The organism is Enterococcus columbae DSM 7374 = ATCC 51263, from assembly GCF_000406925.1.
In the GTDB taxonomy this organism is placed as follows: Bacteria; Bacillota; Bacilli; order Lactobacillales; family Enterococcaceae; genus Enterococcus_E; species Enterococcus_E columbae.
Genome location: NZ_KE136352.1, coordinates 123140 through 140067, shown reverse-complemented (window position 1 = coordinate 140067; position 16928 = coordinate 123140). Strand labels below are relative to the sequence as shown.

At 41.6% G+C, this 16928-nt stretch carries 15 protein-coding genes, 3 rRNA genes and 2 other annotated features; of the genes, 14 read left to right on the top strand and 4 right to left on the bottom strand.

The genetic code is table 11. The features are described from left to right. The 3 genes from RK02_RS11960 to rrf form a co-directional block, all read left to right on the top strand. A 16S ribosomal RNA gene (locus RK02_RS11960) occupies positions 1-1265 on the top strand; the annotation flags it as partial. A gap of 189 nt (positions 1266-1454) precedes the next feature. Further along, positions 1455-4366 (top strand): 23S ribosomal RNA (locus RK02_RS11955). A gap of 66 nt (positions 4367-4432) precedes the next feature. Continuing rightward, positions 4433-4548, top strand: a 5S ribosomal RNA gene (gene rrf, locus RK02_RS11950). Between the two features lie 216 nt (positions 4549-4764). On the opposite strand, the gene fni is transcribed toward rrf, so the two are convergent. From fni to mvk, 4 genes are read right to left on the bottom strand one after another with little or no spacing between them, the layout of a single operon-like run. Continuing rightward, the gene (gene fni, locus RK02_RS11945) at positions 4765-5805 is read right to left on the bottom strand and encodes a type 2 isopentenyl-diphosphate Delta-isomerase (protein ID WP_016184494.1); all 1041 of its coding nucleotides are present in this window, start codon (positions 5803-5805) and stop codon (positions 4765-4767) included. Beyond that, entirely contained in the window at positions 5795-6886 is a 1092-nt protein-coding gene (locus RK02_RS11940; RefSeq protein WP_016184493.1) for a phosphomevalonate kinase, read from the bottom strand. Before RK02_RS11940 ends, fni begins: the two co-directional genes overlap by 11 nt. A 20-nt stretch (positions 6887-6906) precedes the next feature. Then, the gene (gene mvaD, locus RK02_RS11935; RefSeq protein ID WP_016184492.1) at positions 6907-7875 is read right to left on the bottom strand and encodes a diphosphomevalonate decarboxylase; all 969 of its coding nucleotides are present in this window, start codon (positions 7873-7875) and stop codon (positions 6907-6909) included. Beyond that, positions 7868-8809 (bottom strand): mevalonate kinase, encoded by a 942-nt coding sequence (gene mvk, locus RK02_RS11930; RefSeq protein WP_016184491.1) that lies wholly within the window; start codon positions 8807-8809, stop codon positions 7868-7870. Before mvk ends, mvaD begins: the two co-directional genes overlap by 8 nt. 188 nt (positions 8810-8997) lie before the next feature. Between mvk and RK02_RS11925 the strand changes: the two genes are divergently transcribed. The 11 genes from RK02_RS11925 to RK02_RS11875 all read left to right on the top strand — a co-directional run bounded on the left by RK02_RS11925 (position 8998) and on the right by RK02_RS11875 (position 16841). Then, positions 8998-9699 (top strand): deoxynucleoside kinase, encoded by a 702-nt coding sequence (locus RK02_RS11925; protein ID WP_016184490.1) that lies wholly within the window; start codon positions 8998-9000, stop codon positions 9697-9699. Between the two features lie 73 nt (positions 9700-9772). Next, positions 9773-9904 (top strand) — a sequence feature (ribosomal protein L20 leader region). A gap of 33 nt (positions 9905-9937) precedes the next feature. Then, a complete protein-coding gene (gene infC, locus RK02_RS11920) occupies positions 9938-10459 on the top strand; it encodes a translation initiation factor IF-3 (protein ID WP_016184489.1) in 522 nt (173 codons plus the stop codon). A 71-nt stretch (positions 10460-10530) separates the two neighbouring features. After that, complete coding sequence (gene rpmI, locus RK02_RS11915; protein WP_016184488.1) at positions 10531-10731, top strand: 50S ribosomal protein L35; 201 nt, start codon at positions 10531-10533, stop codon at positions 10729-10731. 61 nt (positions 10732-10792) lie between these two features. Then, the gene (gene rplT, locus RK02_RS11910; protein WP_016184487.1) at positions 10793-11152 is read left to right on the top strand and encodes a 50S ribosomal protein L20; all 360 of its coding nucleotides are present in this window, start codon (positions 10793-10795) and stop codon (positions 11150-11152) included. 70 nt (positions 11153-11222) lie between these two features. Next, entirely contained in the window at positions 11223-11822 is a 600-nt protein-coding gene (locus tag RK02_RS11905; RefSeq protein WP_016184486.1) for a histidine phosphatase family protein, read from the top strand. Positions 11823-11848: 26 nt separating this feature from the next. Then, positions 11849-12214, top strand: a complete 366-nt coding sequence (locus RK02_RS11900; protein WP_016184485.1) for a DUF1304 domain-containing protein — start codon at positions 11849-11851, stop codon at positions 12212-12214. 49 nt (positions 12215-12263) lie between these two features. Further along, positions 12264-12461: a binding site (T-box leader), on the top strand. 91 nt (positions 12462-12552) lie between these two features. Continuing rightward, positions 12553-14244: an arginine--tRNA ligase gene (gene argS / locus RK02_RS11895; protein ID WP_016184484.1), complete on the top strand. Its 1692-nt coding sequence runs from the start codon at positions 12553-12555 to the stop codon at positions 14242-14244. Between the two features lie 43 nt (positions 14245-14287). Next, complete coding sequence (locus RK02_RS11890) at positions 14288-14752, top strand: arginine repressor (protein WP_016184483.1); 465 nt, start codon at positions 14288-14290, stop codon at positions 14750-14752. Positions 14753-14950: 198 nt separating this feature from the next. Further along, positions 14951-16141 carry an FtsW/RodA/SpoVE family cell cycle protein gene (locus tag RK02_RS11885; RefSeq protein ID WP_016184482.1) on the top strand — a complete coding sequence of 397 codons (1191 nt, stop codon included), beginning with the start codon at positions 14951-14953 and terminating at the stop codon, positions 16139-16141. Positions 16142-16153: 12 nt separating this feature from the next. Continuing rightward, complete coding sequence (locus RK02_RS11880; protein WP_016184481.1) at positions 16154-16510, top strand: arsenate reductase family protein; 357 nt, start codon at positions 16154-16156, stop codon at positions 16508-16510. 1 nt (position 16511) lies between these two features. Continuing rightward, positions 16512-16841: a glycine cleavage system H family protein gene (locus RK02_RS11875; protein WP_016184480.1), complete on the top strand. Its 330-nt coding sequence runs from the start codon at positions 16512-16514 to the stop codon at positions 16839-16841. Positions 16842-16928: the final 87 nt, after the last annotated feature.

The following is a 16928-nucleotide window of genomic DNA, read 5'->3' as shown; positions in this document are numbered from 1 at the left end:
ACGATGCATAGCCGACCTGAGAGGGTGATCGGCCACACTGGGACTGAGACACGGCCCAGACTCCTACGGGAGGCAGCAGTAGGGAATCTTCGGCAATGGACGCAAGTCTGACCGAGCAACGCCGCGTGAGTGAAGAAGGTTTTCGGATCGTAAAACTCTGTTGTTAGAGAAGAACAGGGATGAGAGTGGAAAGTTCATCCTATGACGGTATCTAACCAGAAAGCCACGGCTAACTACGTGCCAGCAGCCGCGGTAATACGTAGGTGGCAAGCGTTGTCCGGATTTATTGGGCGTAAAGCGAGCGCAGGCGGTCTTTTAAGTCTGATGTGAAAGCCCACGGCTTAACCGTGGAGGGTCATTGGAAACTGGGAGACTTGAGTGCAGAAGAGGAAAGCGGAATTCCATGTGTAGCGGTGAAATGCGTAGATATATGGAGGAACACCAGTGGCGAAGGCGGCTTTCTGGTCTGTAACTGACGCTGAGGCTCGAAAGCGTGGGGAGCAAACAGGATTAGATACCCTGGTAGTCCACGCCGTAAACGATGAGTGCTAAGTGTTGGAGGGTTTCCGCCCTTCAGTGCTGCAGCAAACGCATTAAGCACTCCGCCTGGGGAGTACGACCGCAAGGTTGAAACTCAAAGGAATTGACGGGGACCCGCACAAGCGGTGGAGCATGTGGTTTAATTCGAAGCAACGCGAAGAACCTTACCAGGTCTTGACATCCTTTGACCATCCTAGAGATAGGACTTTCCCTTCGGGGACAAAGTGACAGGTGGTGCATGGTTGTCGTCAGCTCGTGTCGTGAGATGTTGGGTTAAGTCCCGCAACGAGCGCAACCCTTATTGTTAGTTGCCATCATTCAGTTGGGCACTCTAGCGAGACTGCCGCAGACAATGCGGAGGAAGGTTGGGATGACGTCAAATCATCATGCCCCTTATGACCTGGGCTACACACGTGCTACAATGGAGAGTACAACGAGTTGCGAAGTCGTGAGGCTAAGCTAATCTCTTAAAGCTCTTCTCAGTTCGGATTGTAGGCTGCAACTCGCCTACATGAAGCCGGAATCGCTAGTAATCGCGGATCAGCACGCCGCGGTGAATACGTTCCCGGGTCTTGTACACACCGCCCGTCACACCACGAGAGTTTGTAACACCCGAAGCCGGTGGGGTAACCGCAAGGAGCCAGCCGTCTAAGGTGGGATAGATGATTGGGGTGAAGTCGTAACAAGGTAGCCGTATCGGAAGGTGCGGCTGGATCACCTCCTTTCTAAGGAATATTACGGAATACACAGGATTTGCTTTTGTTCAGTTTTGAGAGGTTTACTCTCAAAAGAATTGTTCATTGAAAACTGGATATTGAAGAGAAACATCAATTAATAAACCGAGAAAACACCGCGTTGAATGAGTTTAAGAAGTTCAATTGCTTTATTTGAAAGATCTGATCGCACAGATCGAAGGTTAAGTGAATAAGGGCGCACGGTGGATGCCTTGGCACTAGGAGCCGATGAAGGACGGGACTAACACCGATATGCTTCGGGGAGCTGTAAGTAAGCTTTGATCCGGAGATTTCCGAATGGGGGAACCCAATATCTTTAATAGGATATTACCTTTAAGTGAATCCATAGCTTAAAGGAGGTAGACGCAGAGAACTGAAACATCTAAGTACCTGCAGGAAGAGAAAGAAAAATCGATTCCCTGAGTAGCGGCGAGCGAAACGGGACCAGCCCAAACCAAGATGCTTGCATCTTGGGGTTGTAGGACTCCGATGTGGGAGCAAGCAAGATAGCCGAATGACTTGGAAAGGTCAGCTAAAGAGGGTGAAAGCCCCGTAGGTGAAATGTTGTAAGCCCCTAGGAGGATCCTGAGTACGGCGGAACACGAGGAATTCCGTCGGAATCCGGGAGGACCATCTCCCAAGGCTAAATACTCCCTAGTGACCGATAGTGAACCAGTACCGTGAGGGAAAGGTGAAAAGCACCCCGGGAGGGGAGTGAAATAGAACCTGAAACCGTGTGCCTACAACAAGTTAGAGCCCGTTAATGGGTGATAGCGTGCCTTTTGTAGAATGAACCGGCGAGTTACGATTGCATGCGAGGTTAAGTTGAAGAGACGGAGCCGTAGCGAAAGCGAGTCTGAATAGGGCGAGTGAGTATGTAGTCGTAGACCCGAAACCATGTGATCTACCCATGTCCAGGTTGAAGGTGCGGTAAAACGCACTGGAGGACCGAACCAGGACACGTTGAAAAGTGTTTGGATGAGGTGTGGGTAGCGGAGAAATTCCAAACGAACTTGGAGATAGCTGGTTCTCTCCGAAATAGCTTTAGGGCTAGCCTCGGAAGTGAGAATGATGGAGGTAGAGCACTGTTTGGACTAGGGGCCCATCTCGGGTTACCGAATTCAGATAAACTCCGAATGCCATTCATTTATATCCGGGAGTCAGACTGCGAGTGATAAGATCCGTAGTCGAAAGGGAAACAGCCCAGACCACCAGCTAAGGTCCCCAAATGTATGTTAAGTGGAAAAGGATGTGGGGTTGCACAGACAACTAGGATGTTGGCTTAGAAGCAGCCACCATTTAAAGAGTGCGTAATAGCTCACTAGTCGAGTGACCCTGCGCCGAAAATGTACCGGGGCTAAACATACTACCGAAGCTGTGGATTGCACTTAGGTGCAATGGTAGGAGAGCGTTCTAAGGGCGTTGAAGGTAGATCGTGAGGACTGCTGGAGCGCTTAGAAGTGAGAATGCCGGTATGAGTAGCGAAAGACAGGTGAGAATCCTGTCCACCGAATAACTAAGGTTTCCTGGGGAAGGCTCGTCCGCCCAGGGTTAGTCGGGACCTAAGCCGAGGCCGACAGGCGTAGGCGATGGACAACAGGTTGATATTCCTGTACTCGTTGTTTTTGTTTGAGCAATGGAGGGACGCAGGAGGCTAGGAAGAGCAAACAGTTGGAAAAGTTTGTCTAAGCAGTAAGTCTTGTGATGAGTCAAATGCTTGTCACTATAAGGATGAGCTGTGATGGGGAGGTTGATTAAGATCGACCGAGCTTCTGATGTCACACTGCCAAGAAAAGCTTCTAGTGAGAAAACAACGACCCGTACCGCAAACCGACACAGGTAGTTGAGGAGAGAATCCTAAGGTGAGCGAGAGAACTCTCGTTAAGGAACTCGGCAAAATGACCCCGTAACTTCGGGAGAAGGGGTGCTGCTCTATGAGCAGCCGCAGTGAATAGGCCCAAGCGACTGTTTATCAAAAACACAGGTCTCTGCAAAATCGTAAGATGAAGTATAGGGGCTGACGCCTGCCCGGTGCTGGAAGGTTAAGAGGAGTGCTTAGCGCAAGCGAAGGTACGAATTGAAGCCCCAGTAAACGGCGGCCGTAACTATAACGGTCCTAAGGTAGCGAAATTCCTTGTCGGGTAAGTTCCGACCCGCACGAAAGGCGTAACGATTTGGGCACTGTCTCAACGAGAGACTCGGTGAAATTTTAGTACCTGTGAAGATGCAGGTTACCCGCGACAGGACGGAAAGACCCCATGGAGCTTTACTGTAGTTTGATATTGAGTGTCTGTACCGCATGTACAGGATAGGTAGGAGCCGTAGAAGCCGGGACGCCAGTTTCGGCAGAGGCGCTGGTGGGATACTACCCTTGCGTTATGGCCACTCTAACCCGCACCACTGATCGTGGTGGGAGACAGTGTCAGATGGGCAGTTTGACTGGGGCGGTCGCCTCCTAAAAGGTAACGGAGGCGCCCAAAGGTTCCCTCAGAATGGTTGGAAATCATTCGAAGAGTGTAAAGGCAGAAGGGAGCTTGACTGCGAGAGCTACAACTCGAGCAGGGACGAAAGTCGGGCTTAGTGATCCGGTGGTTCCGCATGGAAGGGCCATCGCTCAACGGATAAAAGCTACCCTGGGGATAACAGGCTTATCTCCCCCAAGAGTCCACATCGACGGGGAGGTTTGGCACCTCGATGTCGGCTCGTCGCATCCTGGGGCTGTAGTCGGTCCCAAGGGTTGGGCTGTTCGCCCATTAAAGCGGCACGCGAGCTGGGTTCAGAACGTCGTGAGACAGTTCGGTCCCTATCCGTCGCGGGCGTTGGAAATTTGAGAGGAGCTGTCCTTAGTACGAGAGGACCGGGATGGACTTACCGCTGGTGTACCAGTTGTCTCGCCAGAGGCATCGCTGGGTAGCTATGTAGGGAAGGGATAAACGCTGAAAGCATCTAAGTGTGAAGCCCACCTCAAGATGAGATTTCCCATTTCTTTAAGAAAGTAAGATCCCTGAGAGATGATCAGGTAGATAGGTCAGAAGTGGAAGTATAGTGATATATGGAGCGGACTGATACTAATCGATCGAGGACTTAACCAAAAGAATCGGTAGATTGATGACCTTCAAATCCAGTTTTGAGTGAAGCAATTTACTCAAAGCAAATAGTGTGGTGGCGATAGCAAGAAGGATACACCTGTTCCCATGCCGAACACAGAAGTTAAGCTTCTTAGCGCCGATTGTAGTTGGGGGTTTCCCCCTGTGAGAGTAGGACGTCGCCACGCAAGGTAAAGCTAGTTCAGTGGAACTAGCTTTTTTTGCTTCTTTTTTTGAGAAAACGAAAACTAATTAAGCTGCCTATACTAAATTACAGCCAATTTAGTATAGGCAGCTTCGTTTTTTTGCAGCAGAGAACAGTCATGATTTCATTGGTGGGTGTTCTTAGCTTCAGTTAGGGTGTACTATTCATTTTTTAGTTAAATATACACCTTACTCGATTGTTAATGGATACTATAGTGAGATAAATCAATATGTCGTGCTTCACACCAATTTTTAGGAATACCGGTTAAGAAAATAGGTACTTTTTTCAATTCTTTTGTCGTTGTTTTACCAGTCATGGTGTAGAGCATGACTAATTCACGTTTCCATTGATAAACTAGCTCAATGGTTTCTTCTAGACCGTCTGTCAATAATGAGTGTAGAATCGTTCCAGAGATGCCCACAGCTTTAGCACCTAAGCATAGACATTTAAAAATATCATAGGCGTTACGAATGCCACCAGAAGCGACAATATCGAAAATACGTTTCATTTCATAGGCTTCTAGTAATGAGATAACGGTGGATTGACCGTAGTGATCTAGATAAGCCAATTCGCGATTTTTGCGGCGTGCATTCTCAATTTGAGTGAAGCTTGTTCCACCATTTCCACCGACATCAATGGTCTTTACGCCGAGATCTAAAATTTGATGCATGGTTTCTCTGGTCATACCAAAACCGACCTCTTTAACAATGACCGGCACCTCAATTTCTCGAACAATGGCTTCGATATTTTTTAGCCAGTTAGTGAAATCACGATCTCCTTCTGGCATCACTAGCTCTTGAGGGGCATTGACATGAATTTGTAGTCCATCAGCTGCTAGCAGGTCTACAGCTTTTTTCGCTTGTTCAACATTACTACCCGCACCAATATTTGCTAAAATTAGTCCATCTGGATTTTCTTTACGAACAATGGTAAATGAATCGGCAACTGAAGGGTCTTTAATTGCAGCTGAGCATGAACCGGTTGCTAGCATTAAGTCTGTTTCTCGAGCGATAATGGCTAGCTGTTGATTGATTTCCTTGGTTTTTTCACTACCACCAGTCATGGCATTGATGAAAAAGGGAGTGGCTAGTTTTTTGCCGATTAATTCACTACGAATAGAAATATCCGCTACTCGACATTCTGGAAAAGATTGATGGATAATACGAATAGCATCAAAATCATTTTTATTTTCTCCATGGAAGGCTTTCGCTAATGAAATATGTTCATCCTTACGATTCATTTCTTTCCTCCTGACATTGATAAACGTGAAGGGGCAATGGGGTAATCTCAGCTTTTTCCCATGCACTCATCAGTGGTAAAATTCCGGTTTTTTGATCTACAATAACAATCCCACAATCACCCCCACCTGCTCCGGAAGATTTTGCGGCGCCACCATAATTTTCGGCTAAATCACAGAGCACTTTTAGAGCGGGTGTTTCAATGATTACCCCAGTCATACTGGTTAATTCGTTCAATAACTGACGATTGAGCGAGAGCATTTGTTTGATCTGACTGACATTGCCGGTTTCAAAGCCAGCAATCATTTTTTCGACACAGTCTTTACTTTGAGTTAAAAAGGTTTGATAATCCTGTAAGCGACCTTTTTTAGATTGATGGACTTGATCAACTAAATCAGAGGTAGAAGCTGGGCTACCAGTCCAACCAATTAATAATCTTAGTTTGTCAGGTACAGGTAATGGGCGAATGGCAAGACCTGGCCAATCCATTTTGACTAACTCGGAAATAGGGAGATTGCCATAGCGTTCAATCACCCATTGATGATCAAAGGTTGAAAAAGCAATCCAACCACCAAAACAACTAGCAGCGATATCTCCACAGGAACCATTTCCTTGAACATCTAGATGAGCTAGGGCAGCTAGCTTGAATTGTGTGAGTAAATCTAAATCTAAATGATAATACGCATTGAGCGCTTTAACGGTGGCTACGGTAACAGCTCCGCTAGAACCTAGTCCATACTTTCTACCGTTAGAATTATCTAGTTCACTAGTCACCTTTAAATCATAAAAATGTAACGGATGATTGGTTTCTTTGGCATAGCGTTCAGTTAAACGAATCGCAGCTAAAATATAGTGAAAAGGATTTTCGCGATGATCTAAAACTAGTTCGCCTTTTCTTCTAGACCATTTAATCGGTAAATCACTATATTGTTGGGATTGGATACTTCCCTTGCTACCGATTGCATGTTCAATTGTTACAGTAATAAACTGATCAACTGCCACAATAATGGCAGGGTGTCCTGGTTCTACAACGGCATATTCACCTGCGATATATAGCTTTCCAGGAGCTGAGACTTCTATCATGATTACACATCCATTTCTATTTATTCAATACCAGGCCCGCTAAAGGCAACAATCAATTGTTCTAATGCAAAATGTTCGGCTAGCTTGGCTTTAATTTGCTCAACCTCGGCTTTTTGACAAAGGACTTTTACATTGGGTCCTGCATCCATGGTGAAATAACAGGCTAAGCCATTCGCTCGAATAGTACGCACGACTTGCATAGCGCGCATACTTTCACTCGACCAATAAGTAAATGGCGGGACAGCGGCTAAGGTTGTCGCGTGCATTTTTAGCGCATTGGCTTCAGTAATTTCACCTAGACGAATAAAATCCTTTTGGGCAATGGCTTCTTTCATTGCTGCTAAATCAAGTGCAGCTTCTGTCAACCAAGTAGGATAAAAGCTTGAGGTTTCGACGGTTCGCTTCATTCCATCGCGACTAGCAATTTCTTTTTTTTGATCATTTAAGACAATAAAAATCATGGCTAGCTCGTCTTCAAAGTGATCGCTAGCTATTTTTACGGCCTTTGAGCTTTGATCATCATGCCCCTTTTGCCATTCAACAAAGCCGCCATAGATACTACGACAAGCAGAACCTGAGCCTTTGCGAGCAAAGCGTGATAAGCTTTCTTGATCTAAATTTAATTGCAATGCTTGATTACAAGCACCAGCTAAAGCAGCCAAACCACTTGCTGAAGAAGCCAGTCCCGCTGCGGTAGGAACATGATTAATACTGCGAATGGTTGCAAAAAAGGAACAATTCGCTTGTTGACGAAAAAGATCAATAAAGCGACTGACTTTTTTCGTCGCTTTTTCATCTTGTAATTGATCATCTAGATAAAAAATATCTTCTGTAAAATTTTTATCAAAGACAATTTCGGTTTCTGTGTAAAAAGCATCTAAGGTTAATGATAAGCTACTATTATTAGGAATAATAAGCTGCTCATCTTCTTTTCCCCAATACTTAATGAGGGCAATGTTGGTGTGTGCCCGAGCTTTTCCTTTAAGCATTTTGATAAACTCCTAATCCTTGTAACCAGGTTTTGGTAATACCTAGTTGTGCAAATTGTTCTTGAATCTTTTGAGCGGTGGCTAGCGTGTCGGTTAGTACCAATAAACAACCTCCTCGGCCACCACCAGTTAATTTTGCGCCTAGTGCGCCATGGTTGATAGCTGTTAAAACTGCTCGATCTAATAATTCATTACTTACTGATAAGTATCTAAGTACATAATGGCTATCAGTCATCACCTTTCCTAATAGCGCTGATTGATTATGTATAATAGCCTGTTGGGCATGCTTCGTATTACGACCTAGACGATTGAGTGCCATATCAACAGTGTCAGGATCGACTTTTTTTAATTCAGCAACAGCTTTTACCGCTTCACGGGTGCGCCCTTTAATTTGCGTATCGGCAACTAAAAGATAAGCGTCGATATTTAGTGGAAAGTGCTGATAGGGCTGTCCTTTTTCAAATAAAATAGGATTTGTTCCACTAGTTGCAGCAGCATCAATTCCACTTGGATTGTCATGAGCAATTTGTTCAGAGAAGTTGACATAGCTGGTCAAAGCTTCATCCGTTAAGGTTTGCTCTTGCCAATCAAAGAAGGCACGAGTGATCGCTACAGCAACAGCAGCTGAAGAACCCATCCCGCGCTCGGCAGGGATGGTGCTTTCAATTTTTAAGGCAAAATTTGGCGCTTGCAGGTCATTTTTCAGTTTTTGAATTAAGCGATAGACACTTTGCATTTGCTCTGTATGCGCTAATTGATCGAACTTTCCAGTAAAATATGCCGAATCAAGCGTATCTATTGTCGCTTTTTGCACAGTAGCCGTCACACCAACGCCATTAAAAGGAAACGCAATGGCTGGTTGACCATAAACGACGGCATGCTCACCAATTAAGATGATTTTTCCTGTTGCTTGACCAATCCCATGTTCTTTCATAAATTCCTCACAATCATTTTACTTTTAACTAAAAAGCTTCCTTGCATATTATAAGGAAAAAACTAAAAAGTTTAAATATTTCAGCTTTAATTTTTAGGAAAAAAAAACTTTTTCTACATTCTTTAGCAATTTTTTCTGTAACCGATTAAATGTAGTGATGCAATTTGAGAATACAAGAGGTGAAAGCTTTGATTATTATTTCGGGTGTAGATGGCAGTGGTAAGACGACACTAGCGAATCATTTAGCGATGCACTATCATAGTCCTGGTTACTTGAAATCGAAATTGTCGAATCAGTCAATGTTTGGGCTGAAGGAGGATCAGCTGGCCTTGCGGTATGCGCTAGATTTTTTACGCGAACGGATGAATTTATTGGAAGAGCGACTAGATCATCCTAGTGCTATTTTTGATGCTTCTGTTTATGAGGATTTGATTCGGCTAAAGTTAATGGCTGATTTAGGCTTTATTGCGTCAAAAGAGGTTGATCAGTACGCACAAAATATTCATTATCGTATCAAACAATTGCCTTTTCAACGCGCGCAAAATACCCAGCATTTATTCGTCTATCTAAATCTTTCATTTGAAGAAATGCTGTCGCGTAAGCTAGCCGAAAAGACGAATTATCATCATTTTTTACACACACCCATCCTTTATGAATATTATAAAGAATTGCATCGGCGCTATCAGCTATGGTTCGAGCGTTACAGTTGTCTGCCTAAATTTAGCGTAGAGGTGAATCAATATGATTTGCACGACCCAAAGGATATTCAAAAGCTTGCCCAAAAGCTTGCCCAAAAGATTCAGCAAATCCTAACGACAACAGAACCCATTCATTTGACTACTGAAAAGTTGATAGCAAATGTGGAACAAGGTATTTTTCAAATCAATTAAGCAAGTTAACGAACAAAATAAACGAAATATGCTTGACAAGTTAAAGAAAATACGATATGATGATTGAGTTGAGAAATGAAAGTAGAGGCACCCGCTTCTCGCCTAAGGGATTTTGTCGCTGGGCAGAATATGACTAGATCGCTATTGTATTTAGTAGCAATCAGTATGTGCGGGTTCAAGAATGAACTCGTTTTTTTGTGTGTTTCACTTTTCTTCTTGCAAATAAACCTGGAGGTGAATGACCATAGCAAAGGATATGATGGTAAACGACGGCATTCGTGCACGTGAATTACGTTTAATTGATCAAGACGGAGAACAACTTGGAGTGAAAACAAAGGCAGAAGCTTTAAAAATTGCTGAGCAAGCCAATCTTGATGTGGTGTTGGTAGCACCAAATGCAAAACCACCAGTTGCCCGTATTATGGATTATGGAAAATTCCGTTTTGAGCAACAAAAGAAAGAACGCGAAGCTCGTAAAAAACAAAAAGTGATCAATGTCAAAGAAGTACGTTTAAGTCCAACAATTGATTTAAATGACTTCAATACTAAATTACGTAGTGCACGTAAGTTTCTTGAAAAAGGAGACAAAGTTAAAGCGTCAATTCGTTTTAAAGGCCGTGCCATTACTCACAAAGAAATTGGTCAGAAGGTTTTGGATCGCTTGGCTGAAGAAACAAAAGATATTGCTAGTGTTGAACAACAAGCGAAGATGGATGGTCGAAGCATGTTCTTAGTGCTTGCACCAAAAAATGATAAATAATTCATTTTAAAGGCTCACTGAAATATCAGTTGATAGTCAGATAGTAAAGATTTTTGAGGAGGAAATTAGATATGCCTAAACAAAAAACACACCGCGGATTAGCAAAACGTGTAAAACGTACTGGTAAAGGCGGATTAAAGAGATTCCGTGCTTTCACAAGCCACCGTTTCCACGGCAAAACTAAAAAACAACGCCGTCAATTACGTAAGGCTAGCATGGTACACAAGAGCGATTTCAAACGCATTCGTCAACAATTATCACAAATGCGTTAATTCGTTAGCATACTGAACTGAAATTTTCAAAATTAAAGATACATTCTAGGAGGAATTAAACATGGCACGTGTTAAAGGTGGAACTGTAACTCGTAAACGTCGTAAAAGAATGCTAAAATTAGCAAAAGGATACTACGGTTCAAAACATACATTATTTAAAACAGCTAAAGAACAAGTAATGAATTCATACAACTACGCATATCGCGATCGTCGTCAGAAAAAACGCGATTTCCGTAAATTATGGATTGCACGTATCAACGCTGCAGCTCGTATGAATGGCTTAAGCTACTCAAAATTAATGCACGGTTTGAAGGTTGCTGAAATCGACATCAACCGTAAAATGTTAGCTGACCTTGCAGTAAGCGATGCAGCTGCATTCACTGCTTTAGCAGAAGAAGCTAAAAAAGCTTTAGCTAAATAATTAATCTACAATGATACACTCCAGCGTTTCTGGAGTGTTTTTTGTTGGAAATGAAAATGGAGAAAGCATTATGTTAGAAACAATTGTCTTGGTGCGTCACGGTGAATCTACCTTAAATTATATCAATAAACAAAATATTGGTAGGATTTTTATAGGACAGGCTGATACACCGTTAACTTACCAGGGAGTCCAACAGGCAATAGCTTGTACTTCATATTTTGACCATCAATCATTTGATGCCTATTATTCTTCTTGCTTAAGTCGAGCGATAGATACGGCGAAGTATGCGACAGCTAATCGTGTACCAATCATTCAGGATGAACGCATTAATGAACGGAGTCTTGGTAAATTTGAAGGAAGCTTACTTGCAGATTTACGTTTGCAATATCCTGATTTTGATTTTAATCAGCCGTTTAATTTAGATGAACAATTAAAAGCGATAGATGGTGAAAATTTATGTGATGTGTACAAAAGAGTGCAGAATTTTTGGACAGAGATATTATCAAGTTATAATCGTGTAGCTGTGTTCTCACATAGTATTTGGATTAAAATGACTTTAGCTTTTTTATTAAAGCAACCGATTAGTGAGGCTAAGCGTTTATCAATTCCCAATGGTCAAATACTTGAATTGAAATATATAGACGGCCATTGGCAATATAAGCGAAGCTAAAATGACTTTATCAGGAGGGAGAAATAATGGAATTTATTTTTAATTTGTTAGTGATACTTATTGCTTTGGAATTTTTGTATATTATGTATCTCGAAACTTTTGCAACGACTTCGGATAAGACGGCCCAAACATTTAAAATGACAATAAAAGAATTACAAAATAAAAATGTGCAAACATTATTTAAAAACCAAGGAATCTATAATGGCTTGATAGGTGTCGGTTTGTTGTATGCGCAATTTATTGCAGCAAATAGCTTGGAGCTGGTACGCTTTTTGCTTATCTATATTCTTTTGGTTGCTGCTTATGGAGCATACTCAAGTGATCGATCGATTCTTTTTAAGCAAGGTGGATTAGCGTTTATTGCCTTACTGCTAAGTTTTTTCCTGAACTAGTCAATCAATTAGACTAGCCAAGGTGTAAGAACTTTGCTATACTAAAGATTAGAAATTGTCTATTCAAGAGAAAGTAGCTTATGAGGCGCTTAAAAGCGAGTCTGGGAGGGTGTAAGCCAGATAAGAGGCTATAAGCAAAACGCGCTTGTGAAAATTAGACACGGCAGCTACCGTTATAGCTTTGAGTAGGTGCTCTTAATAGAGTACAAGTAGAGTGGTACCGCGGAAATTGGCTTTCGTCTCTAGTGAATCTGTTTCACTAGGGGCTTTTTTTATGTAAAAGGTTCCATTACAAGTATAGAAAAAATGATAAAGAAAAAAATATTGGAGGGAATCAGATGAACAATCAAGCAATTGTTGCAAAAGTTTTATTTGACGCATTGAACGAGCATTTAACGTATGAGCAAATCGAAAATTTATTAGAAAAACCGAAGCATGCTGATCATGGGGATGTTGCTTTTCCAGTCTTTTCATTGGCAAAGGTTTTTAGAAAGGCACCTCAACAAATCGCCCCAGAGGTTTTAGCTCAAATTGATACGACAGCGTTTGAAAAGGTAGAAGTAGTGGGGGCTTATTTGAACTTCTTTATGGATAAGGCCAAGGTTTCTAGTCAGGTGTTAGCCCAAGTAGCGAAGGAAAAGAACCATTACGGTGATCAAACAATCGGCGAAAATCGTCAAGTACCAATTGATATGTCTTCACCAAACATTGCTAAACCAATGTCAATGGGACATTTGCGTTCGACGGTGATCGGTAATTCGATTGGTTTCTTATTAGAAAAAGTTGGTTACAAGCCCGTGCGAATCAATCATTTAGGTGACTGGGGAACACAATTTGGTAAATTAATTGTTGCTTATAAGCTATGGGGGACTAAAGAAGCGGTGGAACAAGATCCAATCGCTGAGCTGCTGCGTTTATATGTGGACTTCCATGAAAAAGCTGAAGAGCAGCCAGAGCTAGAAGATCAAGCCCGTGCTTGGTTTAAAAAGCTAGAAGATGGCGATGAAGAGGCGCTTGATTTATGGCGCTGGTTTAGAGAAGAATCATTAAAAGAATTTACCGATATTTATGATTTATTAGAAGTGAAGTTTGATTCTTATAATGGTGAGGCTTTCTACAATGATAAGATGGCCGAAATCGTTACAATGTTAGAAGAAAAACATCTATTAAAAGAAGATAAGGGAGCTGAGATTGTTGATTTATCAGCTTATGATTTAAATCCAGCCTTAATTCGTAAATCAGATGGTGCAACGCTTTATATCACTCGTGACTTAGCGGCGGCTTTATATCGCAAGCGCACCTATGATTTTGCACAATCCATCTATGTAGTAGGTAACGAGCAAAGTAATCACTTCAAACAATTAAAGGCTGTCTTAAAAGAATTAGGCTTTGATTGGTCAGAAGATATGCATCATGTACCATTTGGCTTAATTACCCAAGGTGGTAAAAAATTATCTACTCGTAAAGGAAAAATCATCTTATTAGCCGATGTTTTAAATGAAGCAATCGGTTTAGCAGCAGCGCAAATTGCTGAGAAAAATCCAACTTTACCTAACCAAGAAGAAGTAGCTCGTCAGGTTGGGGTTGGTGCGGTTGTTTTCCATGATTTGAAAAATGATCGTCTAAATAATTTTGACTTTACTTTAGAAGAAGTTGTTCGTTTTGAAGGGGAAACTGGTCCATATGTTCAATATACCCATGCGCGTTGTATGAGTTTATTAAATAAGGCTGACTTTTCTATTGAGCAAGTGACCAACTTTGATTTAAATGATGAAGCTAGCTGGGAAGTGATTAAGTTCATCCAAAGCTATCCAGAGGTGGTTATGCAAGCTGCTAAGCTATATGAACCATCTGTTATTGCGAAGCATGCGATTAAATTAGCGCAAGCATTTAATAAATACTATGCGAATAGCAAGGTCTTGCAAGAAGATGATCAACGGGATGCACGTCTAGCCTTAGTTTACGCCGTAGCTGTCTTATTAAAAGAAGATTTACGTCTATTAGGCTTACATGCACCAGATCAAATGTAATGGCTCGTAGCAGGATTCGTCGATTTTAACTGGGAGGGATCAAATGAAAAAAGCCCAACGTCATGAAATAATTAAAGAATTACTGATGCAAAATACTATTCGTACTCAAGAAGAACTTTTACAGCTCTTAAAGATGAAAGGCATTAATGCAACACAAGCAACGATTTCACGTGATTTAAATGATTTACAGATTGTTAAAATTACGAATGAAGCTGGCGAAAAGCAGTTTGCGCTTTTCAATGAGGCGGATAATCGTTCTGAAGATGAGGATAATCACCATTTTCAGCAAATGATTCATGAAATGGTTACTAAGGTGGATCGGGTGCAATTTATGACGATTGTTCACACCTTAGCCGATAATGCGCAAATGATTAGTGCGCTGATTGATGAAATGGATTTGCCAGAAAAGGTTGCTACCTTAGCAGGCTTTGATACCTTGGTGATTATTTCCAAGGATGAAGCCGATGCCCAAAAAATCACTGATTTACTACAATCTTACTTGTTTTAGCTAGTCGATAGCCTAATGGAAGGAGCGATGTATTTGGTAACTTGCTAAATACATCACTCCTTGCTTTTTAGCCTTTGAAATCAGGCTGCTGATTTTATAAGAAAGCACAAAATTTTAAAGAATCTAGCAAGGAGAGACTTTTCATTTTTTCTAAAGACTACTATAATAAGAAAGAATATTTTAGAAAAGAGAGAAGTAATGGAAAAACAAAGTAGAATGGAAAATAGCAATGAAAGTCGCATCGACTATGGGGTCATTCTACCCGTATTTTTACTCTGCTTAATTGGCTTAGCAGCATTATATGTGGCCTTATCTCAAGATCCAGCTAAGCCTAATGTGGTCAGAGGAGTAGGTTTTCAAGCATTGTGGTATGGTGTGGGAATTGTAGCCATTACCATTATCATGCATCTTAAATCTAAGGTTTTATGGAAGCTTACCCCAGTAGTCTATCTAGGTGGCTTGTTGGTGATGGCTTTATTATTAAAATTTTATGATCGCTCGATTGCTGCGGTAACTGGTTCAAAAAACTGGTTTAGCTTTGGTTCGTTTACCTTGCAGCCAGCTGAGCTGATGAAGATTGCTTTTATTTTGATGTTGGCCTTAGTCGTGACTAAGCATAATAGTCTGACCAAAGTGCGCACCTTACAAACAGATGGCTTGTTAATTGCCAAAATGCTAGCAGTCACGCTACCGGTATTATTACTGATTATGCTACAAAAGGATTTTGGGACTATGCTGGTCTTTTTAGCGATTTTTGGCGGCATTTTCTTGATGTCGGGTATCTCTTGGAAAATTATTGCGCCAGTTTTTGCCTTATTTGTGCTAGTTGGGGCTACGTTGATTTTCTTAGTGTTATCAGATGCTGGTCGAGAAATCTTATATCATATCGGCTTTAAGCCTTACCAATTTGCCCGGATTGATTCTTGGTTAGATCCGTTTCATGATTTGCAGGGTTCCTCTAGACAGGTTGCCTCCTCAATTGCAGCAATCGCCTCAGGTGGCATGCTCGGTAAAGGATTTAATGTCAGCGATGTCTATGTTTCAGTCAGAGAATCCGATATGATTTTTTCAGTGATTGGTGAGAATTTTGGCTTTATTGGTAGTACCTTTGTGATTGTCTTATATTTTATTTTGATTTATCAAATGATTCGGGTTTGTTTTGATACAAACAATGAATTTTATGCCTATATTTCAACAGGGATTATCATGATGATTTTATTCCACGTATTTGAAAATATCGGTGCAAATATCGGACTGCTACCACTAACTGGTATTCCACTACCCTTTATTAGTCAAGGGGGATCGGCATTACTTAGCAATTTAATTGGGATTGGCTTAATTTTGTCGATGCGCTATCAGTCAACTAGTCATCATCAATTAACAATATAGGGGGGATAGCCGATGTATACAATGTATTGGTATCCAAAATGTACGACCTGTCAAAAGGCCAAGAAATATTTAGAAGCTCACGGAATCCAGGTGCAAACCATTGATATTAAACTAACCCCACCTGCTGCTAAACAGCTAAAAGACTGGATGACAACAGGGGAGTTTCCAATCAAACGATTTTTTAACACTAGTGGAATAAAGTATCGTGAGTTAAATCTAAAGGATCAAGTACCACAATTTGATATCAACCAAGCGGCCGATTTACTAGCTACAGATGGCATGTTAATCAAACGCCCACTTTTATTAAAGGGGGATAAGCTAGTTGCGATTGGCTTTAAAGAGGAAGACTACGAAAAGGTGTGTGAATAACATGGGAACAAATTATTTAAAACAAAAAAATGATTTATGGGTTTTGTATAATGGAAAAGAATACTGTGTAGGTCTAACCAAAAAAGCGCAAGATGATCTAGGTAAAATTACCTTTGCTACTTTGCCAAAGGTTGGTGAAAAAATTGAGCAAGGGCAAGCCATCCTAGAGGTTGAAGCGGAAAAAGCTGTGTGTGAATTCCCAAGTCCTATTTCAGGTGTGGTGTCTTCAATCAATGAGCAGCTAGCTGATTTCAATCATGAAGATGAAATGCAAGCCTGGGTACTAAGCTTTAAAGAAGTAGACCCAACTGAATTCGAAGCATTAGCTTAAAGTGATAAGCTCAAAGGGATAGAAGCGTTGCGTTCTATTCCTTTTTTTGTGGTATAATAGGCGAGAATTATTATTTAAGATTGGAGA